General features: G+C 71.5%; 24 protein-coding genes. 13 read left to right on the plus strand and 11 right to left on the minus strand.

The genetic code is table 11. The annotated features are described in order from the left end of the window. On the minus strand, positions 1 to 580 hold a 580-nt coding region (locus Aph01nite_RS10205; RefSeq protein WP_204040554.1), incomplete at its 3' end, for an SDR family NAD(P)-dependent oxidoreductase. Positions 581 to 805: 225 nt separating this feature from the next. Here Aph01nite_RS10205 and Aph01nite_RS10210 point away from each other — a divergent pair. Together Aph01nite_RS10210 and Aph01nite_RS10215 are read left to right on the plus strand one after the other, a co-directional pair. Next, complete coding sequence (locus Aph01nite_RS10210; RefSeq protein WP_204040555.1) at positions 806 to 2,086, plus strand: pentapeptide repeat-containing protein; 1,281 nt, start codon at positions 806 to 808, stop codon at positions 2,084 to 2,086. Between the two features lie 78 nt (positions 2,087 to 2,164). Next, the gene (locus Aph01nite_RS10215; protein ID WP_204040556.1) at positions 2,165 to 2,842 is read left to right on the plus strand and encodes a permease prefix domain 1-containing protein; all 678 of its coding nucleotides are present in this window, start codon (positions 2,165 to 2,167) and stop codon (positions 2,840 to 2,842) included. A gap of 4 nt (positions 2,843 to 2,846) precedes the next feature. Here Aph01nite_RS10215 and Aph01nite_RS10220 read toward each other — a convergent pair whose 3' ends face one another. Then, positions 2,847 to 3,170, minus strand: a complete 324-nt coding sequence (locus tag Aph01nite_RS10220; protein ID WP_204040557.1) for a PadR family transcriptional regulator — start codon at positions 3,168 to 3,170, stop codon at positions 2,847 to 2,849. Positions 3,171 to 3,248: 78 nt separating this feature from the next. On the opposite strand from Aph01nite_RS10220, the gene Aph01nite_RS10225 reads away from it, so the two are divergent. From Aph01nite_RS10225 to cydC, 5 genes are read left to right on the plus strand one after another with little or no spacing between them, the layout of a single operon-like run. Then, positions 3,249 to 4,415 (plus strand): cytochrome ubiquinol oxidase subunit I, encoded by a 1,167-nt coding sequence (locus Aph01nite_RS10225; protein ID WP_204040558.1) that lies wholly within the window; start codon positions 3,249 to 3,251, stop codon positions 4,413 to 4,415. An 11-nt stretch (positions 4,416 to 4,426) separates the two neighbouring features. Next, the gene (locus Aph01nite_RS10230; protein WP_204040559.1) at positions 4,427 to 5,161 is read left to right on the plus strand and encodes a cytochrome d ubiquinol oxidase subunit II; all 735 of its coding nucleotides are present in this window, start codon (positions 4,427 to 4,429) and stop codon (positions 5,159 to 5,161) included. Positions 5,162 to 5,185: 24 nt separating this feature from the next. Then, a complete protein-coding gene (cydD, locus tag Aph01nite_RS10235) occupies positions 5,186 to 6,811 on the plus strand; it encodes a thiol reductant ABC exporter subunit CydD (protein ID WP_239161552.1) in 1,626 nt (541 codons plus the stop codon). Further along, positions 6,808 to 6,933, plus strand: a complete 126-nt coding sequence (locus tag Aph01nite_RS42090; protein ID WP_275419028.1) for a hypothetical protein — start codon at positions 6,808 to 6,810, stop codon at positions 6,931 to 6,933. Before cydD ends, Aph01nite_RS42090 begins: the two co-directional genes overlap by 4 nt. Beyond that, the gene (gene cydC / locus Aph01nite_RS10240; RefSeq protein ID WP_239161553.1) at positions 6,930 to 8,618 is read left to right on the plus strand and encodes a thiol reductant ABC exporter subunit CydC; all 1,689 of its coding nucleotides are present in this window, start codon (positions 6,930 to 6,932) and stop codon (positions 8,616 to 8,618) included. Before Aph01nite_RS42090 ends, cydC begins: the two co-directional genes overlap by 4 nt. A gap of 244 nt (positions 8,619 to 8,862) precedes the next feature. Here cydC and Aph01nite_RS10245 read toward each other — a convergent pair whose 3' ends face one another. The 5 genes from Aph01nite_RS10245 to lon form a co-directional block, all read right to left on the minus strand. Beyond that, positions 8,863 to 10,254, minus strand: coding sequence for a S1C family serine protease (locus tag Aph01nite_RS10245; RefSeq protein ID WP_204040560.1), 1,392 nt, complete (start codon positions 10,252 to 10,254; stop codon positions 8,863 to 8,865). A gap of 124 nt (positions 10,255 to 10,378) precedes the next feature. Further along, positions 10,379 to 11,920: an acyl-CoA synthetase gene (locus Aph01nite_RS10250; protein ID WP_204040561.1), complete on the minus strand. Its 1,542-nt coding sequence runs from the start codon at positions 11,918 to 11,920 to the stop codon at positions 10,379 to 10,381. Between the two features lie 148 nt (positions 11,921 to 12,068). Next, a complete protein-coding gene (locus Aph01nite_RS10255) occupies positions 12,069 to 12,605 on the minus strand; it encodes a hypothetical protein (RefSeq protein WP_204040562.1) in 537 nt (178 codons plus the stop codon). A 193-nt stretch (positions 12,606 to 12,798) separates the two neighbouring features. Next, a complete protein-coding gene (locus tag Aph01nite_RS10260; protein ID WP_204040563.1) occupies positions 12,799 to 13,362 on the minus strand; it encodes a hypothetical protein in 564 nt (187 codons plus the stop codon). Between the two features lie 286 nt (positions 13,363 to 13,648). Further along, entirely contained in the window at positions 13,649 to 16,006 is a 2,358-nt protein-coding gene (lon, locus tag Aph01nite_RS10265) for an endopeptidase La (RefSeq protein WP_204040564.1), read from the minus strand. Between the two features lie 180 nt (positions 16,007 to 16,186). Between lon and Aph01nite_RS10270 the strand changes: the two genes are divergently transcribed. The 5 genes from Aph01nite_RS10270 to Aph01nite_RS10290 all read left to right on the plus strand — a co-directional run bounded on the left by Aph01nite_RS10270 (position 16,187) and on the right by Aph01nite_RS10290 (position 20,824). Then, positions 16,187 to 17,455 carry a sensor histidine kinase gene (locus tag Aph01nite_RS10270; protein WP_204040565.1) on the plus strand — a complete coding sequence of 423 codons (1,269 nt, stop codon included), beginning with the start codon at positions 16,187 to 16,189 and terminating at the stop codon, positions 17,453 to 17,455. Further along, positions 17,452 to 18,090 carry a response regulator gene (locus Aph01nite_RS10275; RefSeq protein WP_204040566.1) on the plus strand — a complete coding sequence of 213 codons (639 nt, stop codon included), beginning with the start codon at positions 17,452 to 17,454 and terminating at the stop codon, positions 18,088 to 18,090. The genes Aph01nite_RS10270 and Aph01nite_RS10275 overlap by 4 nt, the downstream gene beginning before the upstream one ends. Positions 18,091 to 18,168: 78 nt before the next feature. Next, the gene (locus Aph01nite_RS10280; RefSeq protein WP_204040567.1) at positions 18,169 to 18,804 is read left to right on the plus strand and encodes a biliverdin-producing heme oxygenase; all 636 of its coding nucleotides are present in this window, start codon (positions 18,169 to 18,171) and stop codon (positions 18,802 to 18,804) included. Between the two features lies 1 nt (position 18,805). Next, positions 18,806 to 19,396 carry a TetR/AcrR family transcriptional regulator gene (locus tag Aph01nite_RS10285; protein WP_204040568.1) on the plus strand — a complete coding sequence of 197 codons (591 nt, stop codon included), beginning with the start codon at positions 18,806 to 18,808 and terminating at the stop codon, positions 19,394 to 19,396. A gap of 57 nt (positions 19,397 to 19,453) precedes the next feature. Next, complete coding sequence (locus tag Aph01nite_RS10290; protein ID WP_204040569.1) at positions 19,454 to 20,824, plus strand: MFS transporter; 1,371 nt, start codon at positions 19,454 to 19,456, stop codon at positions 20,822 to 20,824. Here the strand turns inward: Aph01nite_RS10290 and Aph01nite_RS10295 are convergent. Together Aph01nite_RS10295 and Aph01nite_RS10300 are read right to left on the minus strand one after the other, a co-directional pair. Next, on the minus strand, positions 20,809 to 22,155 hold the full coding sequence (locus Aph01nite_RS10295) for an FG-GAP and VCBS repeat-containing protein (protein WP_204040570.1): 1,347 nt from the start codon (positions 22,153 to 22,155) through the stop codon (positions 20,809 to 20,811). The genes Aph01nite_RS10290 and Aph01nite_RS10295 overlap by 16 nt on opposite strands. Then, complete coding sequence (locus Aph01nite_RS10300; RefSeq protein ID WP_239161554.1) at positions 22,152 to 23,663, minus strand: alkaline phosphatase D family protein; 1,512 nt, start codon at positions 23,661 to 23,663, stop codon at positions 22,152 to 22,154. The genes Aph01nite_RS10295 and Aph01nite_RS10300 overlap by 4 nt, the downstream gene beginning before the upstream one ends. A gap of 271 nt (positions 23,664 to 23,934) precedes the next feature. Here Aph01nite_RS10300 and arfB point away from each other — a divergent pair, with 271 nt between their 5' ends. Beyond that, positions 23,935 to 24,357 (plus strand): alternative ribosome rescue aminoacyl-tRNA hydrolase ArfB, encoded by a 423-nt coding sequence (arfB, locus tag Aph01nite_RS10305; protein WP_204040572.1) that lies wholly within the window; start codon positions 23,935 to 23,937, stop codon positions 24,355 to 24,357. Position 24,358: 1 nt separating this feature from the next. Here the strand turns inward: arfB and Aph01nite_RS10310 are convergent, their stop codons facing one another. Both Aph01nite_RS10310 and Aph01nite_RS10315 read right to left on the minus strand, forming a co-directional pair. Continuing rightward, on the minus strand, positions 24,359 to 24,985 hold the full coding sequence (locus Aph01nite_RS10310) for a hypothetical protein (protein WP_204040573.1): 627 nt from the start codon (positions 24,983 to 24,985) through the stop codon (positions 24,359 to 24,361). Positions 24,986 to 25,024: 39 nt separating this feature from the next. Next, positions 25,025 to 25,807, minus strand: a complete 783-nt coding sequence (locus tag Aph01nite_RS10315; protein ID WP_204040574.1) for an HAD-IIA family hydrolase — start codon at positions 25,805 to 25,807, stop codon at positions 25,025 to 25,027. Between the last annotated feature and the right edge of the window lie 75 nt (positions 25,808 to 25,882).

The following is a 25,882-nucleotide window of genomic DNA, read 5'->3' on the forward strand; positions in this document are numbered from 1 at the left end:
CCGTCCCGCCGGGCCGGACGACGTTGACAGTGATGCGGCGCGGGCCGAAGTCACGCGCCCACCCGCGGGCGAGCTGGTCGACGGCCGCCTTGCTCGCCGAGTATTCGGCGACGCCGGGGACGGGAACCCGCTCGGCGACGTTGCTCCCCACCAGGATGACGCGTCCGCCGTCCGGCAGGAAACGGGCGGCGGCGTGCGTGGTCACGATGGTCCCCAGCACGTTGGTGGCCAGCATCTGCTGGACCCCGTCGAGAAGGTCCAGGTCCACCTGGTCCACGGTGCCCATCACGGCGATGCCGGCGGAGTTCACCAGCACGTCGATCCGGCCGCCCAGGAACTCGGCGGCCCGCTCGACGGCCGTCGACGCCTCGTGCGGAACGGCCTGGTCGGTCTGTACGGCGAGCGCCTTCGCCCCGAGCGCGGCCAGCTCGGCGACGACCTTCTCCGCCTGCTCGCGCGACTTCCGGTAGGTGATGACGACGTTCGCGCCCTCGCGGGCGAACTCACGGGCGATCTCCGCGCCGATCCCCCGCGACCCTCCGGTCACGAGCGCGGTCTTTCCTGCCAGTGCCTCGGTCATGGCCATATCTCCTTGTGATCTTCGGTGGCTTCAACCTCGGCCAGACGCTAGACGTTGACATTAATGTGAATGTCAAGCGTGCCGCGGACAGGTCCTGAATCCCGGTCAAGCTCCGCCCGTCTACTCAATTGAACACAAGGTGAAATTGCCGCATATTTCACACTTCGTCTGTGAGGCCGCAGGAAGAATTAGCGGAGGCTGCCGTTTCTGGGTATGCCTTTGGGTATGAGGCCCATCCTGCCCTGGAGCACGTGCGCCACGAGCGCCGACTGCGTAGGGGTGGCGCGGCAGCCGTACGGGCGCTGTCTGCACCACCTGGAAGCCGAAGAGCTGGAGGCGTGCCTGCACGCTTTCTCCCCCGGGCAGGCGGTGGACCTGCGCGGCACGGTCATCACCGGCGAGCTGCTCGACCGCATCCTCACCGCCACCGGCCGCAAGGTGGGCCGGGCCAGGTTCGACTCCGCCAGGTTCCTGTCCCCCGCCCGCTTCGCCGACGTGGCCTTCACCGCCGACGCCTCCTTCGACGGCGCCTCCTTCGACGGTCTCGCCTCCTTCTTCGGCACCGGCTTCGCCGGCAACGCCAGCTTCCACCGCGTCCGCTTCGCCCGCGAGTTCTCCCTGTACGGCTCCCGCGTCCGCGGCCACCTCTCCCTCGACCACGCGGTGATCGCCCACGACGCCCTGTTCGGCGAGGCGTGCCTGGGCTCGGCCTCCTTCCGCGCCGCGGAGTTCCACGGCTTCGCCTCCTTCGACCGGACCAGGTTCCACGGCGACGCGACCTTCCGGGGCGCGCGGTTCTGGCGGGCGGTGTCCTTCCGGCGCACCGGGTTCGACGGCTCGTCCGGGTTCGAGTCGGTGCGTTTCGTCGGCAAGGCGTTCCTGGCGCCGTCGGCGGTGGCCAGGAGGCTGGTGCTGACCGAGGCGCGGGCGCAGGGCGCGGTGGAGATCGACGCCACCGGGTGCCCGGTGGTGCTGGACGGGGCCCGGGTGCTCGGGCGGCTGGTGCTCCGGCTCGGGGACGCGGACCTGGATCTGCGCGGCCTGGTCAGCCGGGGGACCTCCAGCGTGACCCGGCGCGGCGGCGAGGTCCGGGTGGTGTCGGTGGACCGGCTGGACGCCGAGGAGCTGACCATCGACGGCGCCGACCTGAGCGGGTGCCATCTGCCGGGGGTGCTCGGTCCCGAAGGGCTGCGGCTGCGGGACTGCGTGTTCGCGGCCACCCCGAGCGGCGGGCACCAGCTGCGGCTCAGCTGGCCGCCCCGCTGGCCACCGCGGTGGACGGGCCGGTGGACGGGGCGGTGGAGAGGGCGGTGGAGGCGGCGGGAGAGCCGGGCCGGAGGGTCCCGGTTACCCATGATCAAGGTCAGCTGGTTCGCGCTGGCCGCGCTGGTCACGGTGGCCGCGCTGGTGCTGTCGGCCGTGCCGCAGCCCAGCTCGCGCCGCCCGATCGGCCACCGCCCGACCACGCCGCCGGTGGCCACCCAGCACAGCGGCCTGCACGGGTGACCCGGGTTCCCCGGGGGCCGGGTCAGGGTAACCCCTGATGCCCACCGGCGACCCCGGCGCGTACCCTGGCAGGCGACCATGGAGACATTGACCGCCACCGAGACCGTCGACGCGTACGTCGCCCGGCTGGGCCGCGCGCTGCGCGGGCCCGGCAGGCTGAAGCGGGACATGCTCGCGGAGGCCCGCGACAGCCTGCTCGACGCCGCCGAGGCCTACCGGGCCGACGGCCTGGACCGGGACCGCGCCGAACGCCTCGCGATCGAGGACTTCGGGCCGGTCGACGTGATCGCGCCCGGCTACCAGGAGGAGCTGACCGCGGGCCAGGGGCGCAGGACGGCGGCGGTGCTGTTCGTCACCGTGCCGTTCACCGCGCTCATGTGGTCGGCGATCTGGCACATCTTCCCGGCGGCCGAGACGGCGGCGAAGCCGGCCTGGTTCGGCGGCGTCGCGGTCACGGTCGACTACCTCCAGCTGACCACCGGCCTGCTGAGCGGCCTGGTGCTGTTCGCGCTGCGCCGGGGCCGCCGCACCCGGGTGCTGACCCGCTCGCTCGGGCTGCTCGTGCTGGGGCAGATGCCGGTGATGGCGGTGCTCTGCTCGGCCCTGGTCTGGGGGTCGCGGCACGCGGTGGACCTGGCCTCGTACCCGCCGGGCACGGTCGCGACGTATCTCAGCATCGGGCTCTGGGCGTGGCAGCTGTGGTGCGCCTCCCGGTGCCTCAGATTCAGCGCGAAGGGGACGGCTCCGGCCGTCTGAGGGATCAGCGGGAGGGGTTCAGGACGCTGCCGATCACGCTGGTGAACGAGGTCCAGGCGGACCGTTCCCCCGCCAGCTCGGCGCGGCCCGCGCCGGTCAGCCGGTAGGTGCGGCGCCTGCGCCCGCCGACGGTGGCCCACTCGCTGGCCAGGAACCCCGCGCGCTCCAGCCGGCGCAGCGCGGGATAGATCGTTCCGGTGGGCAGGTCGAGCACGCCGCCGCTGCGATCCCGGAGGGCCTCGATGATGGCGTAGCCGTGCCGCGGCTCGTGTTCCAGCACCGAGAGAAGCAGGGCGTCCAGATGCCCGCGGAGTGCGTCGGCGTTCACGCGTTTACCCTATCCGGCGTCATCATGTAGCCAGTCTACATGTAGGCTCTCTATATGTAGCCACGCATAAGGAGCCTCATGGACGTTCTTGACCTGGCCAGGCTGCAGTTCGCGGTGACCGGAAGCCTGCACTTCCTGTTCGTCGCGCTGACGCTCGGCCTGGCCCCTCTTGTCGCGATCATGAACACCCGGTACGTCCGCAAGGGCGACCCCGAACTGGAGCGCATGACCCGGTTCTGGGGCCAGATCTACGTCACCAACTACGCGCTCGGCATCGTCACCGGCCTCGTGATGGAGTTCCAGTTCGGGCTGAGCTGGAGCGGCCTCACCCACTACGCGGGCGATGTCTTCGGCGCGCCGCTGGCCGTCGAGACGCTGGTCGCGTTCTTCCTGGAGTCCACCTTCCTGGGCCTGTGGATCTTCGGCTGGCACAAGCTGCCGAAGCGGCTCCACCTGGCCTGCATCTGGCTGGTCACCCTGACCGCGTACGCCTCCGCGTTCTGGATCATGGTGGGCAACTCGTTCCTGCAGAACCCGGCGGGCGCGGTCGTCCGCGGCGACCACCTGGAGCTCGTCGACTTCGGGGCGCTGCTCGGCAACCCGACGCTGGTGATGGCGCTGCCCCACGTGCTCGCCGCGGGGCTGCTGACCGCGGGGTGCGTGGTGATGGGGGCCAGTGCGTACCAGCTGTTCCGGAGGACGGCTGAGCAGGCCTTCTTCACCAGGTCGCTGCGGATCGGCGTGGTCACCGCCTTCGCGGGCGCGTTTCTGACGAGCGGCTTCGGCTATGCCCAGTTCGGGTTCGTGGACTCCGTCCAGCCGGACAAATGGTCGGCGACTCCCCTGGCCGGGACCGGGCTCGGGAGCATGCAGATGATCGGCGAGACGATGGTCCTGCTCACCATGCTCGCCCTGATCTGCGTGAAATGGCTGCCGCGCTGGCGGTGGGCGCACCCGGTGCTGATGCTGATCACGCCGCTGCCGTTCATCGCCCTGATCCTCGGGTGGATCGCCCGCGAGGTGGGCCGCCAGCCCTGGCTCATCTACAACAAGCTCACGGTCGCCGACGCGCTCACCCCCGGGCTCACCCAGGGCCGGATCATGCTCTCCTTCGTCGCCTTCGCCGGAGTGCTCGGCCTGCTCGCGGTCGTCGACTACCTGCTGATCGCCCGCCTGGTCCGGCGCGGCCCCGCCGTGATCGCGCTGGGCGAGCAGCCCGCGCCCCAGCCCGTCCTGACCTTCTGAAGGAGCTGTAAATGGAGATCCTCTGGTTCGGGATCCTCGCCGTGCTGCTGGCCGGCTACTTCGCCCTGGAGGGCTTCGACATCGGGGTCGGGCTGCTGCTGCCCTTCACCGCGGAGCGCGACCGGGCGGTGGGCGCGATCGCGCCGTTCGTGCTGGCCAACGAGGTGTGGCTGGTGGCCGTCGTCGGCGTGCTGTTCGGCGCGTTCCCGTCACTCGAAGGGGAGGTGCTGAGCGGGCTCTACCCGGTCGTGGTGGGGCTGCTGGTGTCGTGGATCCTGCGGGACGCCGGGCTGTGGTTCCGGCGCAGGCTGGACGGGGCCCGCTGGCGGTCGTTCTGGACGGCGGCGGTGGCCCTGGGCTCGCTGGGGCTGGCGCTGTCCTGGGGCGGGGTGATCGCGGGCATCACCGGCGCTCCCGCACTACTCGGCGTCGTGTACGGGGTCGTGGTGGCCGTGCTGTTCGCCTTCCACGGGTGGACGTTCCTGGCGTGGCGGCTGCCGGAGGAGGCCGCGGCGCAGGGCGCGAGCCGTACGGGCAGGGCCCTGGCGGGGTCGGCGGCGGTGGCCTGCCTGCCGATCGTGGTGCCGCTGGCCGCGCTCGCCCCCGAGGTGGTCGGCAGGGCCGCCCCGTCGGCGACCCTGACGGTGCTGAGCCTTATCGTGTTGCCAGTCGTGCCCCTCCTGGCCGGCGCGCAGATCTGGGTCTGGCGGGCGTTCCGGAGGGGCGCCGTCCCGACCTTCTTCTAGCTCCCTGCTCACTCCGGAGGGCTCGTGCACCGGGATCTCATGCGGTCGCTGCCGCGCCGGCACCTGGCCGTCTGCCTGGGCGCGGCGATCGTGGCCGGCCTGCTCGTGCTGGTCCAGGCCGAACTGCTGGCCGGGGTGCTGTCCGGCCGGTTCGCGGTCGCGGCGCTGCTGCCGCTGGCGCTGGTGGTCGCGCTGCGGGGGGCGCTCGGCTGGGCGCAGGGCATCGCGGCCGGGCGTACCGCGAGCGGGGTGAAGTCGCTGCTGCGGCACCGGCTGCTGTCCCGGTTCCAGGAGATGAGCCCGGCCGAGCACCGGTCGGGGGAGCTGGTCACGCTGACCGGGCGGGGGCTGGACGCGCTCGATCCGTACCTGACGGGGTATCTGCCGTCGGTGGCGGTGGCCGCCGTGGTTCCCGTCGCGGTGCTGGTCCGGCTCTTCGTGGCGGACCTGGCGACGGCGGTCATCGTGCTGCTCACGCTGCCGCTGATCCCGATCTTCGGGGCGCTGGTGGGCATGACCACCAAGGCCGTCACCGAGCGGCAGTGGCGGGCGCTGGCGCGGCTCGGCGGGCACTTCCTGGACGTGGTGCGCGGCCTGCCCACGCTGCGGGCCTTCGGGCGGGCGCGCTACCAGGCGTCGGTGATCCACGCGGTGGCCGGGGAGCACCGGCGGGCGACCATGCGCACGCTGCGGGTGGCGTTCCTGTCCTCGCTGGTGCTCGAACTGGTGGCGTCGTTGTCGCTGGCGCTGGTCGCGGTGCCGGTGGGGTTGCGGCTGCTGTCCGGGTCGCTGAATCTGGAGACGGCGCTGCTGGTGCTGCTGCTGGCGCCGGAGGCGTACCTGCCGTTGCGGGCGATGGGGACCAGGTTCCACGCCGCGATGGAGGGGGTGACGGCCGCCGACCAGGCGTTCGCGCTGCTCCGGGAGGAAGGCGGGGAACGGTCCGGGCGGCTGGACCCGCCGGACGGGGTGCCGGAGATCCGGCTGGAGTCGGTCACCGTGCGGTACCCGGGCCGGGAGGACGCGGCGCTGAGCGACGTCTCGCTCGTCATCGGGGCGGGTGAGCGGGTCGCGCTGGTGGGGCCGAGCGGGGCCGGCAAGAGCACCCTGCTCCACCTGCTGCTCGGGTTCGTCTCCCCGGCCGAGGGACGCGTGCTCGTCGGCGGCGTCGACCTGGCCGACCTCGACCTGGACGCCTGGCGGCGCCGCCTCGCCTTCGTGCCCCAGCGCCCCCACCTGTTCGCCACCTCGGTCGCCGACAACATCCGGCTCGGCTCCTCCGCCTCCCCCGGCCAGGTCCGTACGGCTGCCGCCGCCGCCCAGGCCGCCGAGTTCGCGGAAGCCCTCCCCGACGGGTACGACACGGTGCTCGGCGAACGCGGCGCGAACCTGTCGGCAGGACAGCGCCAGCGGGTCGCCCTGGCCCGCGCCTTCTGCCGCCCCGACGCCCGGGTGCTCCTCCTGGACGAGCCGACCGCCCGCCTCGACGGCCGCAGCGAGGCCGCCGTCCTCGACTCCACCCGCGCCCTCGCCGAAGGCCGTACCGCCGTCATCGTGGCCCACCGCCCCGCCATGATCGACCTCGCCGACCGCGTCATCCGCATCACCGGCGGCGTCATCACCGAAGACTCCCTGAGGACCTCCCGATGAGCACCCCGGCCCCGCCCCTCCTGACCGCCCGGCCGGCCGGGCGTCCCGCCGAACCGGCCGACCCACTCGGGAGGATGCCGATGAGCATCCTGATCCTGCCCCTCCCGGGAGGCCGCCGATGAGCACCTTGATTCCGCCCGGGCTGAATCGGCGGCTGGTCCTGGCCGCGCTGGCGGGGACGGCGGCCGATCTGGCCGGGCTGGGGCTGATCGCGTCGGCGGCGTGGCTGATCACCCGGGCGGCCGAGCAGCCGCCGCTCGCCGCGCTGTCGGTGGCCATCGTCGGCGTCCGCGCCTTCGCGACCAGCCGGGGCGTCTTCCGGTACGCGGAGCGGCTGGCCGGTCACGACGTCGCCCTGCGCGCGCAGGCGTCCACCAGGGAACGGCTCTACGAGGCGCTGATCCCGTCGCAGCCGCTCAGCCATCGGGGCGCGGACCTGCTCAGCCGCATGGTCGACGACACCGACGCGGTCCAGGACCTGCTGGTCCGGGTCCTGCTGCCCGCCGTGGCCGCCCTGGTCACGGGGGCGGTGGCCGTGGTGATCTCGCTCTTCCTGCTGCCCGCGGCGGCGTTCGCGCTGCTGGCGGGGCTGGTGGTGGCGGGTGTGCTGCTTCCGCTGGGCACGGCTGCCGCCTCCCGCCGCTGGTCGGCCCGGTTGGCCCCCGCGCGTGCCGAACTGGCGGCGCGCGTGGCCGACCTGGTGCACGGCTCGGCCGACCTGGCCGCGTACGGCGCGAAGGCCCAGGCCCTGGCCGCCGGCACGGAGGCGGACGAGCGGCTGGCCGCCCTGGAGCGCGGCCAGTCCCGGGTGAGCGCGACCGCCCTGCTGGCCGGCGTGCTCACGCAGGGGCTCACGGTCGTCGCGGTCGTCTGGATCTGCCAGGCGGCGGGCACCGGTTCCGTGGCGACGGCCGTGCTCGCCCTGATGTCGCTGGTCGCCTTCGAACCCGTACTGCCGCTGGCCTCTGCCGGGGAACGCCTGACCGGCGTGCTCGCCGCCCTGCGCCGCCTCACCGCCCTGCGCTCCACCCCGCCCGCGGTCACCGAACCCGCTTCACCCGCCGCTCCCCCGTCAGGCCCGCTCACCGTCACCGTCACCGACCTGGTGGTACGGCACGGCGACGCACCCCCGGCTCTCGACGGAGTCTCTCTCGCCCTGACCCCCGGCAAGCGGGTCGCCGTGGTCGGCCCGAGCGGCGCGGGAAAGAGCACCCTGCTGTCCGCCCTGATGCGCACCGTCGACTACGAGTCCGGAAATATCACCCTGAACGGCGTGGAAGCCCGGGACCTGGCCGCCGACGACGTCCGCAGCCTGATGACCGGCCTCACCCAGGACCCCTACGTCTTCCAGGCCACCTTCATCGACAACCTCCGCCTGGCCGGCCCCGAGGCCACCGACGACCAGCTCGCCCAGGCGATCCGCTCCGCCCAGCTCACCGACTGGTCCTCGCCCGCCGCCTGGGACACCTCCCTCGGCGAGGACGGCCGCACCCTCTCCGGCGGCCAGCTCCAGCGCCTCGCCCTGGCCCGCGCCCTCCTCTACGACCCGCCCGTCCTCCTCCTCGACGAACCCGCGGAAGCCCTCGACGAGGAGACCGCCACCTCCCTCATGGCCGACCTCCTCGACGCCACCCACGGCCGCACCACCCTGCTCATCACCCACCGCCTCCGCGGCCTCGAAGCCGTGGACGAGATCCTCGTCCTCGAAGACGGCCACATCACCCAGCGCGGCACCCACGCCGCCCTCTCCACCACCGACGGCTACTACCGCACCCTCTGGCAAGCCGAGTCGATGCTCCACACGTAAGCCCCCGGGCTGGAAACGGCTCCACGCCAGGACTTCCCGGGAGCGGCTCCGCGGAAGGGCTTCCCAGGGCGGCTCCGCGCCAGGACCCCCAGGCGCAGGCTCCACGCCAGAGCTTCCCAGGGACGGCTCCGCGCCAGGATCCTCCCGGGGGCGGCTCCCGCCGCTGCGCGGGTGGGTGGGTGGGGCATCCCCCGGAACGCGGAACGGCCGCACCCCCGAGCGGTGCGGCCGTTTCCGGAGAAGGTCAGTTGGTCGCCGTCTTCTCCTCGAGGGAGATGGTGACGGTGGCGGGCTGGCCGTTGCGGAGGTAGGTGAGGTTGATCTTGTCGCCGGGCTGGTGGCCGCGGATGATGCCGACGACCGTCTCGCCGGCGTCGATCGGCGTGTCGTCGATCTTGGTGATGATGTCGCCCTGCTGGAGGCCGGCCTTCTCGGCGGGACTGCCCGGCGTGACGGGCCCGACGAGGGCGCCCGGCGTGTCCCCGGAGGCGTCGCTGACGCTGACGCCGAGGTAGACGTGGACCGCCCGGCCCGTGTTGATCAGCTGCTCGGCGACCTGCTTGGCGGTGGTGATGGGGATCGCGAAGCCGACGCCGATGTTGCCGTTGCCGCCGGAGGTCGCGATCGCGGTGTTGATGCCGATGACCTGCCCGGCCGCGTTGACCAGCGCGCCACCCGAGTTCCCCGGGTTGATCGCGGCGTCGGTCTGGATCATGCCGCCGATGGTGGTGGTCTCCTCCTGGGACCGCTGCGGCTGCCCCCACCCGGGCGGGAACTGCTGCTGGTCGGGCTGGCCGCCGCCGGAGGTGACCGTACGGTCCAGGGCGCTGACGATGCCCGCGGTGACCGAGCCCTCCAGGCCGAGCGGGCTGCCGATGGCGAGCACCGAGTCGCCGACCTGCAGGCTGTCGCTGTCGCCGAGCGCGGCCTTGGTGAGGCCGGTGACGTTCTGCACGCGGATGACCGCGATGTCGGTGGTCGGGTCGGTGCCGACCAGGGTCGCCTTGGCGGTCCTGCCGTCGCTGAACTTCACGCTCAGGTCGGCGTTGGCGCCCGCGCCGGAGACGACGTGGTTGTTGGTGAGGATGAGCCCGTCGTCGGACAGGATGACCCCGGACCCCTCGCCGCCGCCCATCTGCGAGGTGACCGTGATCATCACGACCGAGGGCTGCACCCGGCGGGCGACGTCGGCCACCGTGGACCCGGTGGCGTTGCCGGAGTTGAGCACGGGGCTGGACACCACGGTCCGGGGGCCGTTGACGGCGTTGGTGACGAGCGCCCCCGCGACCCCGCCGCCGATCGCCATGGCGGCCAGCGCGAGCACCGCGCCGCCCCTCCTGAGCCCGGCGCTCCGGCCGGACGGAGCCGAAGGCACCGGCGGGACCGCAGACGACGACGGCGGAGGCGGCGGCGGGAGCGTGAGTACGGCGGTGTCGCCGGTCCGGTACTGCCCGGCCGTCGGCGGACGGCTCCCGAACTGGCTCCACCCCTGCGTGTTCAGCACCTCGGTCGGCCCGCTCGCCGCGGCGTCCCCCGCCCCGCGGCCGCCCGTCTGGTGGCCGGCCTGGTTGCCTGTCTCGTGCGCAGCGCTCGCCGGAGAACCCGGAGTCTGCTCGCGCGGCTCGTCAGCGTTCATTGTGTGCCATCCCCTTACCGAAGCCCCCGGCTTTGTCCGCCGGTACCCCTCTACGATGGCAAACCCCCGATAAGGCCCGGCTAAGCGATCACGGGCCTGACCTCGCGAAAGCCGTACAGGAATCTTATCCGCGCTGCTCGGATGGCCAGTACTCGTCGCGGAGGAGGCGCTTGTAAAGTTTCCCGGTCGGGTGGCGCGGCAGCTCGGCGCGGAAGTCCACGCTCTTCGGGCATTTGTAGTGGGCGAGCCCGGCGCGGCAGTAGGCGATCAGCTCGGCCTCCAGGGCGGGCCCGGCCTCCGCCGGGTCGGCGGCCTGCACGACGGCCTTGACCTGTTCGCCCATCTCCTCGTCCGGCACCCCGAAGACGGCCACGTCGGCCACCTTGGGATGCACGGCCAGCAGGTTCTCCGCCTCCTGCGGGTAGACGTTCACCCCACCCGAAATGATCATGTACGACCTGCGGTCCGTGAGGTAGAGGAAGCCCTCCTCGTCCACGTACCCGATGTCGCCCAGCGTGGTCCAGCCGCGGCCGAGCGGATCCCGGGACGACCGCGTCTTCTCCGGATCGCCGTGGTACTCGAAGGCAGGCCCGTCCGAGAAGTAGACCGTGCCGTGCTCCCCCGGCCCCAGTTCGGCGCCGTCCTCGTCGCACACGTGCAGCACGCCGAGCAGCGGGCGGCCTACCGTGCCGCGGTGTTTCAGCCAGTCCTCGGGCCCGGCGTAGAGGAAGCCGTTGCCCTCGGTGCCGGCGTAGTACTCGTGCACGATCGGCCCCCACCAGTCCATCATCCGCTCCTTGACCGGCACCGGGCAGGGCGCGGCCGCGTGGATGGCGCAGCGCAGCGACGACAGGTCATGGCGGGCGCGCGTCTCGGCGGGGAGTTTGAGGAGTTTGATGAACATGGTGGGGACCCACTGGGAGTGGGTCACGCCGTACCGCTCGATGGCGGCCAGGGCGGCTTCGGGGTCGAAGCGCTCCATGACGACGACGGTGGCGCCGAACCGCAGGAAGGTGAGGCAGTAGCGCAGCGGCGCCGCGTGGTAGAGCGGCGCGGGCGACAGGTAGACGCTGTCGGCGCTGGGCGCGAACAGGAACTGCACGAGCTGCATGAGCGGCCCGGGGGTGTCCAGCGTGGCCATGCTCAGCGGCGGTTTCACACCCTTCGGGCGCCCGGTCGTGCCGGACGAGTACAGCATGTCCGCACCCTGGCATTCGTCCGGTACGGCAGTCGCCGGGTGTCGCGCCACCGCCTCCTCGTACGAGGCGAATCCGGGGGCGACGCCGTCCAGCATGAGGCGGATCTCGACGCCGCCGGCGGCGGTGACCGCCACCTCCGCCACCTCCTCCAGGGCCTTCGAGGCGATGAAGGCGCGGGCCTCGCAGTTCTCCAGGATGTAGGCGAGCTCGCCCGCCTGGAGGCGGGAGCTGATCGCGGTGTAGTAGAGGCCGGACCGGTGCGCGGCCCACGCGACCGCCAGGAACAGCGGGTGGTTCTCCAGCATGAACGCGATGTGGTCCCCCGGCCGCAGCCCCGCCGCGCGCAGCAGGTGGGCCAGCCGGTTGGACTCCTCGTCCAGCTCTCGGTACGTGACGACCCGCCCGGACCCCGCCATGATCACGGCGGCTCTGTCGGGGGTGGCGGCGGCGATGGCTCCCGGGTGCATGAACCGAACGTTAATCGGTTTGATGTTCGCGGGGAAGGAACGGGAACGGCCCGCGCGGGAGAGGAGGCGCGAGCCGTCGTGTTGCTCAGTACTGCTCGATACTGCGGGATGCTACTGACCTGATTGAGGGTGTCAGGTGCGGTGAATCCTAGGCGTCGTAGATCGGGGTCCAGGCGCCCCAGAAGCCGCGCGGCTTCCAGTGGTCGCCGCGGGAGACCACGACCGAGATGTGCTCAGCGTTCTTGCCGCTGAACCAGAACGACTTCGGGTGCTTGCCGCAGTTCTTGAACTTCTTGAAGTAGTCCGGGCCGTGGAACGGCTCGATCTTGAAGGTGGCCCAGGCGCACTTGAACTTGTGGTGGCCCTTCCAGCCGTCGTTGTCCAGCGTGAAGCGGACGTGGAACTTGTTGCCCTCGACCCACTTCCAGTGGCAGAACTTCTTGGCCTTGTGCTTGAAGGAGCAGTTGAAGTCGACCTTCTCGTGCTTCCAGTACCACTGCTTGTACTTGTAGTCCTCGACCCTCACGTGGCCGTTGGCCTCGGCCTTGTGGTCGGCGGAGAACACGGGGCCCCACGGGGCGTCGAAGGGCACGGCCGCGTTCGCCGTGGCCGGCGAGAGCAGGGCGCCCCCGATGAGCGCGGCGGCTGCTACCGCGCTCACCGCGAGCTTCTTGATGAATCGCATTACGGGTCCTCTCGGGAAGGATTTCTGACACCCCATGTCTACGAGGAGGCAGTTGACGGGCACTTACACGACGCTTTAACCGCCTGCTCATGCCCCTGATCACGGCATATTCCGCCGAGGACCCCGCCGCTCCCCCGGGACACGCGAGGGCCGCGCCCCCCGGGCGGGGGACGCGGCCTCGATTTCGCCGGGATCAGACCGCCGGGTGGACGGCCTTCCAGCCGGAGTGCTTACCCTTCGGGGCGTGGAAGTTGCCGCGCGAGACGTCGACCCAGATCTTGTCGGCGTTCACCACGGTGAACGACAGCTTCGCGGACCCGCCGCAGGCCTTGGCGCTGCGGAAGTCGGTGTCGCCGTCCTTCTTCACGACCTTGAAGGTCTCCCACGCGCAGCGGAACTTGCGCGCGTGCACGCGGTAGTTCACCAGCGTCGAATCCACGGTGAACACCTCGTAGCGGACGGTCTTGAACGCCCGCTTCTTGTGCCACACCTTGACCTTCTTGCAGACGCGGTCGCCCTCGTGCCACGAGCACTTCCGCTCCCAGGTCCACCACCGCTTCCAGTAGCGGACCTTCTTCTCCTTCTTCGCCACGGTGACGGTCCCCGAGGCTTTCGCCTTGCCGTCACTGGACGCGTACGGACCCCACGTCGTGGGGGCGCCGGTTAACTCGGCCGCTTGCGCGGACGCCACCGGAGCGGCGACCGCGAACATCGCGGCCGAGCCGATCCCGGCGATGACTCGGACAGCCATTCGCATCTCGAGTTCTCCTTTCGGGACACGCCCCAAGTCCCCCAGGAGAACCGTTCACACCCGCTCAGCCACCCACCTAACCCGAAGTACCGTCGATCTATCCTTCCGGATAGGGATCAACCAGCACCTGCCTCCGCCGCGCGAAACCGCCCCTGAGCTCCAGCATCCTCGGCCCAGACGGGTAGAACCGCGCCCTGGACCGGCGTCGTGGGCCGCATGAGTCCAACACTCATACGAATGACCGAATCATTCAGACAAACGGCTGAATGATTCGGTCATCGCATCGGAGGGGTCAGGCGGCGGCCGTCTGGGCGACGGTGGCGGGGGTGAGGGCCAGGTCGAGGACCTCGCGGACGTCGCTGACGGCGTGGACGGTGAGGTCGGCGAGGACGTCGGCGGGCACGTCGTCCAGGTCCGGCTCGTTGCGGGCCGGGATGAGGACGGTGGTGACGCCGGCCCGGTGGGCGGCCAGGAGCTTCTGCTTGACGCCGCCGATGGGCAGGACACGCCCGGTGAGGGAGACCTCGCCGGTCATGGCCACGTCGCCGCGGACGGGACGGCCGGACAGGAGGGACGCCAGGGCGGTCGTCATGGTGACGCCGGCCGAGGGGCCGTCCTTGGGGACCGCGCCGGCCGGCACGTGGATGTGGACCGAGCGGTCCTTCAGCGAGCCGACCGGGAGCTCCAGTTCCACGCCGCGGGAGCGCAGGTAGGAGAGCGCGATCTGGGCCGACTCCTTCATCACGTCGCCGAGCTGGCCGGTGAGCGTGACGCCGGTGCCGCCCGTCTCCGGGTCGGCCAGCGACGCCTCCACGTAGAGCACGTCGCCGCCCGCGCCGGTGACCGCGAGGCCGGTGGCCACGCCGGGCACCGCCGTCCGCTGCCGGGACTCCGGCAGGGCCGACTCGGGCACGTGCCGCGGCCGGCCGAGGTAGTCCACCAGGTCGGTGACCTCGACGGGCAGCGTGCGGGTGCCGAGCGCGAGACCGGCCGCGACCTTGCGCAGGATGCGCGCGATCGACCGCTCCAGCGAGCGCACGCCCGCCTCGCGGGTGTACTCGCCGGCCAGCCTGCGCAGCGCCTCGTCGTCGATGACCACGTCCTCGGCGGTGAGCCCGGCCTTGTCCAGCTGGCGCGGGACCAGGTGGTCGCGGGCGATGACGACCTTCTCGTCCTCCGTGTACCCGTCCAGGGTGACGATCTCCATGCGGTCCAGCAGCGGGCCGGGCACCTGCTCCAGCGCGTTGGCGGTGGCCAGGAAGAGCACGTCGGACAGGTCCAGCTCGACCTCCAGGTAGTGGTCCCTGAAGGTGTGGTTCTGGGCCGGGTCGAGCACTTCGAGCAGGGCGGCCGTCGGGTCGCCCCGGTAGTCGGCGCCCACCTTGTCCACCTCGTCCAGCAGCACGACCGGGTTCATCGAACCGGCCTCCCTGATCGCCCGGACGACGCGGCCGGGCAGCGCGCCCACGTAGGTGCGCCGGTGGCCGCGGATCTCGGCCTCGTCCCGGACGCCGCCGAGGGCGACGCGGACGAACTTGCGCCCCATGGCGCGCGCCACGGACTCGCCGAGCGAGGTCTTGCCCACTCCGGGAGGCCCGGCCAGCGCCAGCACGGCGCCGCTGCGCCGCCCGCCCACGACGCCCAGGCCCTGGTCGGCCCGGCGCTTGCGGACGGCCAGGTACTCGATGATCCGGTCCTTCACGTCGTCCAGGCCGGTGTGGTCGGCGTCCAGGATGGCGCGCGCGCCGGCGATGTCGTACTCGTCCTCGGTCCTGGTGTTCCAGGGCAGGTCCAGCACGGTGTCGAGCCAGGTCCTGATCCAGCCGGTCTCGGGGGACTGGTCGGAGGTGCGCTCCAGCTTGTCGACCTCCTTGAGCGCGGCCTCGCGGACCTTCTCCGGCAGGTCGGCGGCCTCGACGCGGGCGCGGTAGTCCTGCTCCTCGGTCTCGGGGTCGCCGTTCAGCTCGGCCAGCTCCTTGCGGACGGCGGCCAGCTGCTGGCGGAGCAGGAACTCGCGCTGCTGCTTCTCCATGCCCTCCTGCACGTCCTTGCGGATCGTCTCGGCCACGTCCACCTCGGCCAGGTGGTCGCGGGCCCAGCCGACCAGCTTCTCCAGGCGCTCGGCCGGGTCGGCGGTCTCCAGGAGCAGCAGCTTCTGCGCGGTGGACAGCCAGGGCGCGTAGCCGGAGCTGTCGGCCAGCTCGGACGCGTCCTTGATCGCGTTCACCGCGTCCACGACCTGCCACGCGCCGCGCTTCTGCAGGATGGTGATGGTGAGCGCCTTGTACTCCTTCATCAGCGCCTCGGCGTCGGCCCCCGTGACGGGCTCGACGACGGTGGCCTGCACCCAGAGCGCCGCGCCGGGCCCGGTGGTGCCGGTGCCGACCCTGGCCCGGCTGACTCCGCGCACGACGGCGGCGGGCTCGCCTCCGGGCAGCCGCCCGACCTGCTCCACCACCGCGGTCACGCCCACGGCGCCGTAATGGCCGTCGATCCGCGGCACGAGCAGGACATGCGGCTTCTTGGCGCCGGTGGCCTGGGCCGCCTCGATCGCCGCGCGCACCTCGGAGTCGGACAGATCGAGGGGGACGACCATGCCGGGCAGGACGACCTCGTCGTCCAGCGGCAGGACCGGAAGGATCTCAGTCATGCGTACTCCCAAAGGTTGAGTTATGCACGCTCAACTAACAGGAGTGCAGCCGTGTTCCCAGATCTGCGCGTGTTCGCTGTGAGCGAGCGTAATCGTGTAATCAGGCATCTCTGGGGGTGACGCGAAACATCACACCGGGGTGTGATGCGGGAGACAACAGCGGATTTCTAGCGTGAGGCCATGATTTTCTCTCAGCTGGTACGGCTCCCGCGGGGCCTGCTGGACGCCCTGGCCCTCGGCCGGGCCAGCCCTGACCGGCCCGACAAACCCCGGCTGGCCTACGCCACCGATGCCGGCTTCTTCCTGCTGATCTTCTACTTCGTCTTCTCCATGCTCCTCGCCGACGAGAGTCCCCTGGACTCGGTGGTCTTCGAAAGCGACGGCGGGCCCACCGGGACACAGATCCGGATCTGGGACATCGAGCGCGTGCACGACGGCCTGCTGGCCCTGGCCGCCTTCGCCTCGGCCTCCCCGCTGCTGCTGCGCCGCCGCTGGCCGCTGTGGGCCTGGCGGTACGCGACGGTGGCGCTCTTCCTGGTCGCGCCGATCGTCCTCCAGGTCGGGACGGGCCCGGTCACGAGCGGCGCGGTCATCGTGTACGCGGCCTGCCTCTACACGGTGGCCGTCCGCTGCCCCGGACCCACCACGGCGGGGGTGGGCGTGTGGTCGGTGGCCGCGATGTACTTCCTGCCGGAGAAGCCGGAGGTGATGAGCTTCGGGCCGGTGATGAGCTTCGGGCCGTTCCTGGTCGCGGGGGTGCTGGCGCTCGGGTGGAACGTGCGGCGGCGCAGGCAGGCCGCCGGGGACCTGGCCGTCGAGCACGACGCCAGGGCGCTGCTCGCCGAGCGGGCCAGGATCGCCCGCGAGCTGCACGACGTGGTCGCCCACCACGTGTCCGTGATCGCGATCCAGGCGGAGGCGGTTCCGTTGCAGGCCAAGGGCGACCGGGGGCGGCTGGAGGCGGGCCTGGCCGGCATCAGGGAGCTGTCGCTGGAGGCGCTCCAGGAGATGCGGCGGGTGCTGGGCGTGCTGAGGGACGAGGACGGCGGGGCCGACACCGCGCCGCAGCCCGGCCTGGGACGCCTGGCGGAGCTGGCCGCCAACGCCCGGAGCGCGGGGCTGACGGTGGAGCTGCCGGCCGAGGTGCCCGAGGTGCCGGCGGCGGTGGGGCTGTCGGTGTACCGGATCGTGCAGGAGTCGCTCAGCAACGCGATGCGGCACGCCCCGGGGAGCCGGGTGCGGGTGGAGCTGACCCGGTCCGGGACCGAGCTGACGGTGGTGGTCGCCAACGGGGGCGGCAGCCGTACCGGGCTCGGGTCCGGCGAGGGGCAGGGGCTGATCGGGATGCGGGAGCGGGCGGCGATGCTGGGGGGCTCGTTCAGCGCCGGGCCGGTTCCCGGGGGCGGGTACCAGGTGCGGGCCACGCTGCCACTGGCGGCGGACGCGTGACGATCCGCGTGCTGATCGCGGACGACCAGGGCATGGTCCGGGCGGGCTTCGCGGCCTTCCTGAACACCCAGCCCGACATCGAGGTCGTCGGCGAGGCCGCCGACGGGGCGGAGGCGGTGGCCAGGACGGCGGAGCTCGAACCCGACGTGGTGCTGATGGACATCCGCATGCCGGGCATGGACGGCATCACCGCCACCGGCCTGATCCGCACCGCGCGGGTGCTCATCCTCACCACCTTCGACCTCGACGAGTACGTCTACGCGGCGCTCCGCGCGGGCGCCAGCGGCTTCCTGCTGAAGGACGCCTCCGCCGCGCAGCTGGCGGAGGCGGTCCGGGTGGTGGCGGCCGGGGAGGCGCTGCTGTCGCCCCGGGTGACCCGCCGCCTGATCGCCGAGTTCACCCGGCTGCCGGCGCGGAGCCGGGTGAAGGTGGAGCGCATCACCGACCGGGAGACCGAGGTGCTCACGCTGATCGCGCGGGGGCTGTCCAACCAGGAGATCGCGCGGGAGCTGGTGGTCTCCGAGCAGACGGTGAAGACGCACATCGGGCGCGTCCTCGCCAAACTGGGGCTGCGGGACCGGGCGCAGGCCATCGTGTACGCGTACGAGATCGGCCTCGTGCGCCCAGGTTCATGACACACTGTCGTCAAGTTGTTGACGCGCCCATCCGTCTTTTGTGACACTTCGTCATGAAGAACCCTTAAAGGAGTTTGGATGGGCTTTTCCGAGGTGTTGCGGGCGGCGACCTGGTCGGACCACGCGTCCGCCGAGGATGACGGCTACCTGAAGAGCCTGATGGCCGGGCGGCTCAGCCCCGAGGCGTACGGCGCGATGGTGGCCCAGCACTATTTCGCCTACCTGGCGCTGGACGGGGCCGCGAAGGCGCTCGCGGACCACCCGGTCGCGGGCGCGTTCGTCTTTCCCGAGCTGTACCGCGAGGAGGCCCTGGTCCGCGACCTGACGACGATCTTCGGCGCGAACTGGGCGGACCACATCGAACCCAGCAAACCCACCCAGACGCTGGTGGCCCGCATCAACCAGGTCGCCGACCGGCCCGGCGGCTACATCGCCCACCACTACACTCGTTACCTCGGCGACCTGTCCGGCGGCCAGTTCATCCGGATGGAACTCCAGAAGATCTACGGGTACGGAAGGGGCGGCGGCGTGGACTTCTACTACTTCGACATCGGCAGCCTGCCCCGCTTCAAGGACGAGTACCGGCGGCGCCTGGACGCGCTCGACCTGGACGAGGCCGGGCAGCAGCGCATCATCCGGGAGACCAAGCTCGCCTACCAGCTCAACACCGAGGTCTTGGGCGACCTCGGCCGGCTCGCGCGGGCAGCGGCCTGACGTGCCCCGCATCTCGGCCGCGACCATCGGCGAGCATCGCGCGCAGACGCAGGACCGCATCCTGGAGGCGGTGGCGCGGCTGTCCCGCCGGCAGGGCATCGACGCGATCTCGATGACGGACGTCGCGGCCGAGGCGGGCATCACCCGCACCGTCCTCTACAACTACTTCCCGGACAAGGCGTCCCTGCTGCTCAGCTTCACCGAGCGGGTGACCCGGTACTTCGTGGAGAGCTACGACCGCGACCTGCCCGCGGACGCGTCCCCCTCGGAACGGCTCACCGCCTTCGTCCGCCTCCAGCTCACCGGCCTGATGGCGCACCCCCATCCCGGCGCGGCCGACCTGTCCGCGACCCTCGGGCCGGACGCGTACCAGCAGCTGGCCGCGCACGTGGCCCCCATGCAGCGCATCCTCTGCGAGATCGTCCAGAGCGGCGTGGACACCGGCGCCTTCCAGCCCACCGACGTCCCCGCGACGGCCCGCGTCATCCTCGCCATCCTCGGCGCAGAACGCCTCCCCCTGATGGAAGGCTCGATCACCGTCGACGAGGCCACCACCTTCGTCACCACGTTCATCCTCCGCGCGCTGACCTGAACAGACCTGACCTGGCCCCCAGGCTTCGCATCCTTTCCGCACCGGTACGGTCTGAGGATGGCTGGAAAGGACGCGGTGCGGCTGAAGTCCGGCGCCGGGCGGTGGATCGTGTTCACGACCGTGCTCGGGTCCGGGATCGCCATGCTGGACGGCACCGTGGTGAACGTGGCGTTGCGCGTCCTGGGCACCGACCTCGACGCCGACGTGGCCGGGCTGCAGTGGACCGTCAACGCGTACACGCTGACGCTGGCGGGTCTGATCCTGCTGGGCGGCTCCCTCGGCGACCGGTACGGCCGGCGCAAGATCTTCCTGTTCGGGGTGATCTGGTTCGCGGTGGCGTCGGCATTATGCGGGATCGCGCCCAACATCGAGACCCTGATCCTGGCGCGGGCCCTGCAGGGCGTCGGCGGGGCGCTGCTCACGCCCGGGTCGCTGGCGATCATCCAGTCCAGCTTCGCCCGGGAGGACCGGCCGCGCGCGATCGGCCTCTGGTCGGGCCTGGGCGGCACGGCGGCGGCGATCGGGCCGCTGCTGGGCGGCTGGATCGTGGAGGCGGCCGGCTGGCGCTGGGTCTTCCTGATCAACCTGCCGCTGGCGGCGCTGGTGGTCGCGGTGGCGATGCGGCACGTGCCGGAGAGCCGCGACGAGAGCGCGTCCGGCGACTTCGACCTGCTCGGCTCGGCCCTGGCGGCCCTGGCCCTGACCGGCATCACGTACGGCCTGATCGAGGCGCTGAACCTGCCGCTGCTGGCCGGGTTCGCGCTGCTGGCGGCGTTCGTGCTGGTCGAGCGTTCCCGGCGGAACCCGCTGATCCCGGTGGACATCTTCACCTCGCGCACGTTCACGGCCGTGAACGTCGTCACGCTGTTCATGTACGCGGCGATGGGCGCCGTCTTCTTCCTGCTGGTGCTGCAACTCCAGGTGGTGGCGGGGTTCAGCCCGATCGCGGCCGGTTCGGCCATGCTGCCGGTGACCGCGCTCATGCTGCTGCTCTCCCCCAGGGCCGGTGAGCTGGCCCGGCGGATCGGGCCGAAGATCCCGATGACGGCCGGGATCGTGCTGTGCGGGGCGGGATTCCTGATGATGAGCGGGATCGGCGCGGGCACCGGCTATCTGACGGGCGTGCTGCCCGCGGCCACGGTGTTCGGGCTCGGGCTGTCGGCGGCCGTCGCGCCGCTCACGGCGACCGTGCTGGCCAGCGCGGCGGAGCGGCACGCGGGCATCGCCAGCGGCATCAACAACGCGGTCGCCCGCACCGGGAGCCTGCTCGCGGTGGCGGCCATCCCGCCGATCGTGGGGCTCACCGGGGCGGCCTACGACAACCCGGCCGCGCTGTCGGCCGGGTTCCAGACGGCGATGGTCATCTGCGCGGCCATGATGGCGGTGTCCGCGCTCATCTCGCTGGTGGCGGTTCAGATCAGGCTGTAGCCGTACAGGCCGGAGCCGGTGCCGAGGCGCTGGCCCTTCTTGGTGACGCCGGGGTAGGAGCCGATCTTGCGGTGGCCGCGGAAGAGGGTGATCTCGCCGAGCATGGGCGCGCCGACGACCAGGTCGCCGCCGACGATCGTCAGGGCCGCGCCGAACTCGCTGGTCCCGGGGCCGGGGATGAGCAGGTTGTGGTTCTTGGTGAGGCCGCCGGACTTGGTGCCCGCGAGGACCTGGACGGCGTTCTCGCCGGGGATGCCGATGGCGAGTTCGGCGTCGCCGTCGCCGTTGAGGTCCCCGGCGGCCAGGGCCGCGCCGAAGTGGTCGTACATGCGGGGGACGCCGACGAGGCTGTTCTGGGACCAGCCCTCGGTGGTGGAGGTCTTGAGCCCGCCGCCGGAGCCGTAGATCACGTGGACGGTGCCCTCGCCGTACTCCATGGCGCGCGGGTAGACGCTGAGGCCCTCGCCGGGGACGCCGACGGCCAGGTCGTCGCGGCCGTCGCCGTTGAAGTCGGCGGCGGCCAGGGCGGAGCCGAAGTAGTCCCAGCTCTCCGCGAAGCCCTTCACCCAGGGGCTGTCCTGGCTGTAGAGGGTGGAGCGGCCCTTCTGGACGACGGTCACCGAGCCTTCGGCCTTCCTGGCCAGGTTGTCGCCGGGGGCGCCGATGGCGAGTTCCGCGGTGCCGTCGCCGTCGAAGTCGCCGGTGGCGAGCGCGGACCCGAACTGGTCGGTGGCCGCGCCGGAGTTCTTGATCATCTTCATTTTGGCGCCGTGGATCACGACGGCGCCGCCGCCCTCGTAGCCGGGCGCGCCGATGGCCAGTTCGTCGTCGCCGTCGCCGTCCAGGTCGCCCGCCGCGAGGGCCGCGCCGAACCGGTCGCTGCCGTGGTCGGACAGGTCGAGGATCTTGACGTGGCGCAGGCCGGAGCGGGAGCCGTACAGGAGGTGGACCATGCCGTGGCCGTCGGCGCCGGCCACCGGCTCGCGGCCGACGAACTCCTCGGACGCGCCGACGGCCAGGTCGGCGCAGCCGTCGCCGTTGAAGTCGCCGGTGGCGAGGGCCGCGCCGAACGCGTCGCCGCGCTCGGCCTCGCCGGGGATCCCGTCGCTGTCCTGCGAGATCACCTTGCTCTCGCGGAAGCCGTCGCCGGTGCCGTCGAACAGCGCGACCGCGCCCGCGCGGTCGTGTCCGCCCACCGTCGCGTACGGCATGGCCACCGCCAGGTCGGGCCGCCCGTCGCCGTTGTAGTCGGCCGCGACGCCGGCGCAGGCGGCCGCTGCCGTGCCGTGCAGCGAGGGCAGGAGCAGGACGGCGGCGAGGAGGGACTTCACACCAGGCTCCGCTCACCCGAAGGGACGGTGAACCTGGCCGAGGTGCGGGCCGGGGCGCCGCGGCGGCTGATGTAGTCGAGGGTGCGGAAGTCCGCGGTGAGCGTGTCCGGCGTGAGCCTGGCCAGGATGTATCCCCGCCGCTGGTCGATGTAGGAGATGTGCGGGTTCTCGGCCAGGACGGCGGCGGTGCGCTCGACGTCGCGGTAGCCGTCGCCGTCGCTGGCGATGGAGGAGGTGACCAACTCGACCGCGGCCTTGCTGTCCGGGTCGCCGGGGTCGGCGTGGAGCTCGGCGGCGTGGTGCATGTGCGCGTCGCCGGTGAGCACGACCGGGTTGGCCACGTCCTTGAGCCCGCGCAGCAGCGAGGCGCGCTCGGCGGCGTACCCGTCCCAGGAGTCGAGGTTGACCTCGCTGCCGGGCCCGAGCTTGTAGTCCTTCTGCGCCATGAGGATCTGCTGGCCGATCAGGTTCCAGCGGGCCTGGGAGGCCTTCAGCCCGCTGAGCAGCCAGCGGTGCTGGTCCTGGCCGAGCAGGGTGCGCTTCTCGTCGAGGCGGTCGTCGCAGCCGGCGCGCACGCCGTCCTCGCAGGCCTGGTCGTCGCGGAACTGGCGGGTGTCCAGCAGGTGGAACTGGGCCAGGTCGCCCCAGGCCACCCGCCTGTTGATCTTTATGGCGGCGCCGTGCGGCAGGCTGGCGCGGCGCAGCGGCATGTTCTCGTAGTACGCCTGGAAGGCGCTGGCCCGGCGGCGTTCGAACGCGGGCGCGCCGCTGCTCGACTTCTCGCCGGCCCAGTTGTTCTCGATCTCATGATCGTCGAAGGCGACCAGCCAGGGGGCGACCGCGTGCGCGGCCTGCAGGTCGGGGTCGCTCTTGTACTGCGCGTGCCGCATCCGGTAGTCGGCGAGGGTGGCGCACTTCTGCCCGCCGGAGTGGTGCCGGATGTTCCCGCCGGGGGCGGTGTATCCGTCGGGCTGGTACTCGTACATGTAGTCGCCGAGGTGCACGACCAGGTCGGGTTCCTGCTCGGCCAGCCGCTTGTACGCGGTGTAGTAGCCGTGCTCGTAGTGGGCGCAGGCCGCTATGGCGAACGTCAGGGGCGACAGCCCGGCGGGCGAGGTCCGCGTCCGCCCGGCCGGCGACACGTGCCCGTCCGCCCGGAACCGGTAGAAGTACTCCCGGCCGGGCTGGAGGCCCTGGAGTTCGACGTGCACGCTGTGCGCCGAACGCCACGCCGCCGTCTCCGTGCCCGTACGGACGATGTCCGCGAACCGCTCGTCGGTGGCGACCTGCCACTGCACGTCGTAGTCCCGGGCGGGCATGCCGCCTCGGCCGTTCAGCCCGAGCGGATCGAGCACCAGCCGGGTCCACAGCACGAAGCCGTCGGCGGACGGGTCGCCCGAGGCCAGGCCGACGCCGAACGGGTCCTGACGTAGGGACCTCGCGGGGGATCTTGTCGGGGCGTACCCGGCTCCGGTAAGAAGGAGCCCGCCGGCCGCGACGCCGGACATGAACACTCTGCGTGACGGTTTTCCCTGCACTCCACCAGTGGAGCCCCCCCGGCTTGCGAATACAAGATGGGCCTCTGACCTGCGAAGAAACCATAAGTGAACAAACCTGCGGATTACCCTCAGTAATTTTACTCAAGCCGAACATGTGACGTCGGGTAAGCGAATATTCGGCGATGGTCCGTCGCCTGCCCGTCACCGAATACCAATAAATGCCTTGATCGGTGGGTATTCACCACAGATACCCTTGGCGTACCGAGAGGAGGAGAACCCCATGCCGGAACCACTGACAGTCACCGCCGCCGTGAGCGTGCCCGAGGCCGAACTGAGCTGGCGCTTCTCCCGCTCCTCCGGCCCCGGCGGCCAGGGCGTCAACACCACCGACAGCCGGGTGGAGCTCACCTTCGACCTGGCCGGCACCGACGCGCTCCCGCCCGCCCTGAAGGCGCGCGCCCTCGCCCGCCTGGCCCCGCGCCTCGTCGGCGGCACCATCACCATCGCCGCCTCCGAGTTCCGCTCCCAGCTCCGCAACCGCGAGGCCGCCCGCATGCGCCTCGCCCAGCTCCTCCGCGAGGCGATCGCACCCCCACCCCGCAAACGCCGCCCCACCAAGCCCTCCCGCGGCGCCGTCGAACACCGCCTCTCGGACAAGAAGCACCGCTCCGCCGTCAAACGCCTCCGCCGCTTCGAGGGCTGAGTCAGATCGAGCGGTCCTGCATTTCCCAGAGGTGGTCCAGGACGTGCCAGATGATGCGGCGGGTCGTGTAACGGGCGGGCCAGCCGTGGTCGGCGGGGGTGTCGGAGGGGACGCCGAGGGTCTGGGTGATGGCAGTGCGCATGGCGGTCAGGTCGGCGGGGGTTTTGATGGGTTTGGGTTTGAGGCCGGCTTTGCGGGCGTAGGCGCGTTCGGCCTCGAAAACGTGGCCGATCATCTTGGTGCGGTCGCGGCCGCCGCCGCGGGGGCCCTTGCGGAGTTCTTCGGGGGCCACCTGGGCGTACGCGTCGAACTCGGCCCAGGCGGCGGTGAGCAGGGCGGCGGCGCGGGTGGCCTCGGGCTCGGCGACCGGGGTGAAGTCGCTGGGCGGGATGGCGCCGGGGGCGCCGAAATCAGTGGTGGAGTCGCCTTTGACGTGTTCGGTGATGACGGGGTCGCCGGGATCGAACGGCAGGGCCGCGCGTTCGGCGATGAGGCGGTAGCGGGATTCGTAGCTGAGGAGCGCCTCGATCGCCTGGTCCTCGGACTTGCCGATGCGGCACCATCCGGGCCAGTCGATCGAGCACGCGAAGACCCTCTTGGGGCCGATCTCCAGGTAGACGTGGTTCATCCCGTCAGCCTCACACCAGATGCTGTCAGGGGGTGGCAGTTAATCGACGAGCTCGATCAGGTCGGCGACCGAGGGGACGACCAGGGAGGGCCGGAACGGGAACCGGTCGATCTGCTCGCGCTGGGTGACGCCGGTGAGCACGAGGATGGTGTGCAGACCGGCCTCCATGCCGCAGACGACGTCGGTGTCCATCCGGTCGCCGATCATGGCGGTGCTCTCGCTGTGGCCCTCGATGCGGTTGAGCGCGCTGCGCATCATCATCGGGTTGGGCTTCCCGACGAAGTACGGCTCCACGCCCGTGGCCTTGGTGATCATGGCGGCCACCGCGCCGCAGGCGGGCAGGTTGCCCTCGTGGGAGGGGCCCACCGCGTCCGGGTTGGTGGCGATGAAGCGGGCGCCGTTCTCGATCAGGCGGATCGCCCGGGTGATGTGGGAGAAGCTGTAGGTCCTGGTCTCGCCCAGGACGACGTAGTCGGGGTCCAGGTCGGTGAGGACGTAGCCGGCCTCGTGCAGCGCGGTGGTCAGGCCCGACTCGCCGATCACGTACGCCGAGCCCTCCGGGCGCTGGGCGGCCAGGAAGTCGGCGGTGGCCATGGCGGAGGTCCAGATCGCCTCCGGCGGCACGTCCAGGCCGGCCACGCGGAGCCGTACGGACAGGTCTCGGGGGGTGTAGATGGAGTTGTTGGTGAGGACGAGGAAGCGTTTGCCGGAGGCGCCGAGCTTCTTGATGAACTCGTCCGCTCCCGGCACGGGCTTGCCCTCGTGGACCAGGACGCCGTCCATGTCCGACAGCCAGCAGTCGATGGGCTTGCGCTCAGTCATGTCCCAAGCATCGCAGGTCCGCGAAGATCGTCCGCCACCCACATAAGCCGAAATATCCGGAAATATCCCGAGCGT

The sequence above is a fragment of the Acrocarpospora phusangensis genome, assembly GCF_016862995.1.
In the GTDB taxonomy this organism is placed as follows: Bacteria; Actinomycetota; Actinomycetes; order Streptosporangiales; family Streptosporangiaceae; genus Acrocarpospora; species Acrocarpospora phusangensis.

Bases quoted from the DNA above. Each gene is read 5' to 3' on its own strand.
- Aph01nite_RS10210 (WP_204040555.1), top strand. From the start codon at position 806: ATGAGGCCCATCCTGCCCTGGAGCACGTGCGCCACGAGCGCCGACTGC.
- Aph01nite_RS10215 (WP_204040556.1), top strand. From the start codon at position 2,165: ATGGAGACATTGACCGCCACCGAGACCGTCGACGCGTACGTCGCCCGG.
- Aph01nite_RS10225 (WP_204040558.1), top strand. From the start codon at position 3,249: ATGGACGTTCTTGACCTGGCCAGGCTGCAGTTCGCGGTGACCGGAAGC.
- Aph01nite_RS10230 (WP_204040559.1), top strand. From the start codon at position 4,427: ATGGAGATCCTCTGGTTCGGGATCCTCGCCGTGCTGCTGGCCGGCTAC.
- Aph01nite_RS42090 (WP_275419028.1), top strand. From the start codon at position 6,808: ATGAGCACCCCGGCCCCGCCCCTCCTGACCGCCCGGCCGGCCGGGCGT.
- cydC (WP_239161553.1), top strand. From the start codon at position 6,930: ATGAGCACCTTGATTCCGCCCGGGCTGAATCGGCGGCTGGTCCTGGCC.
- Aph01nite_RS10245 (WP_204040560.1), bottom strand. From the start codon at position 10,254: ATGAACGCTGACGAGCCGCGCGAGCAGACTCCGGGTTCTCCGGCGAGC.
- Aph01nite_RS10250 (WP_204040561.1), bottom strand. From the start codon at position 11,920: ATGCACCCGGGAGCCATCGCCGCCGCCACCCCCGACAGAGCCGCCGTG.
- Aph01nite_RS10255 (WP_204040562.1), bottom strand. From the start codon at position 12,605: ATGCGATTCATCAAGAAGCTCGCGGTGAGCGCGGTAGCAGCCGCCGCG.
- Aph01nite_RS10260 (WP_204040563.1), bottom strand. From the start codon at position 13,362: ATGCGAATGGCTGTCCGAGTCATCGCCGGGATCGGCTCGGCCGCGATG.
- lon (WP_204040564.1), bottom strand. From the start codon at position 16,006: ATGACTGAGATCCTTCCGGTCCTGCCGCTGGACGACGAGGTCGTCCTG.
- Aph01nite_RS10270 (WP_204040565.1), top strand. From the start codon at position 16,187: ATGATTTTCTCTCAGCTGGTACGGCTCCCGCGGGGCCTGCTGGACGCC.
- Aph01nite_RS10280 (WP_204040567.1), top strand. From the start codon at position 18,169: ATGGGCTTTTCCGAGGTGTTGCGGGCGGCGACCTGGTCGGACCACGCG.
- Aph01nite_RS10290 (WP_204040569.1), top strand. From the start codon at position 19,454: ATGGCTGGAAAGGACGCGGTGCGGCTGAAGTCCGGCGCCGGGCGGTGG.
- Aph01nite_RS10300 (WP_239161554.1), bottom strand. From the start codon at position 23,663: ATGTCCGGCGTCGCGGCCGGCGGGCTCCTTCTTACCGGAGCCGGGTAC.
- arfB (WP_204040572.1), top strand. From the start codon at position 23,935: ATGCCGGAACCACTGACAGTCACCGCCGCCGTGAGCGTGCCCGAGGCC.
- Aph01nite_RS10310 (WP_204040573.1), bottom strand. From the start codon at position 24,985: ATGAACCACGTCTACCTGGAGATCGGCCCCAAGAGGGTCTTCGCGTGC.
- Aph01nite_RS10315 (WP_204040574.1), bottom strand. From the start codon at position 25,807: ATGACTGAGCGCAAGCCCATCGACTGCTGGCTGTCGGACATGGACGGC.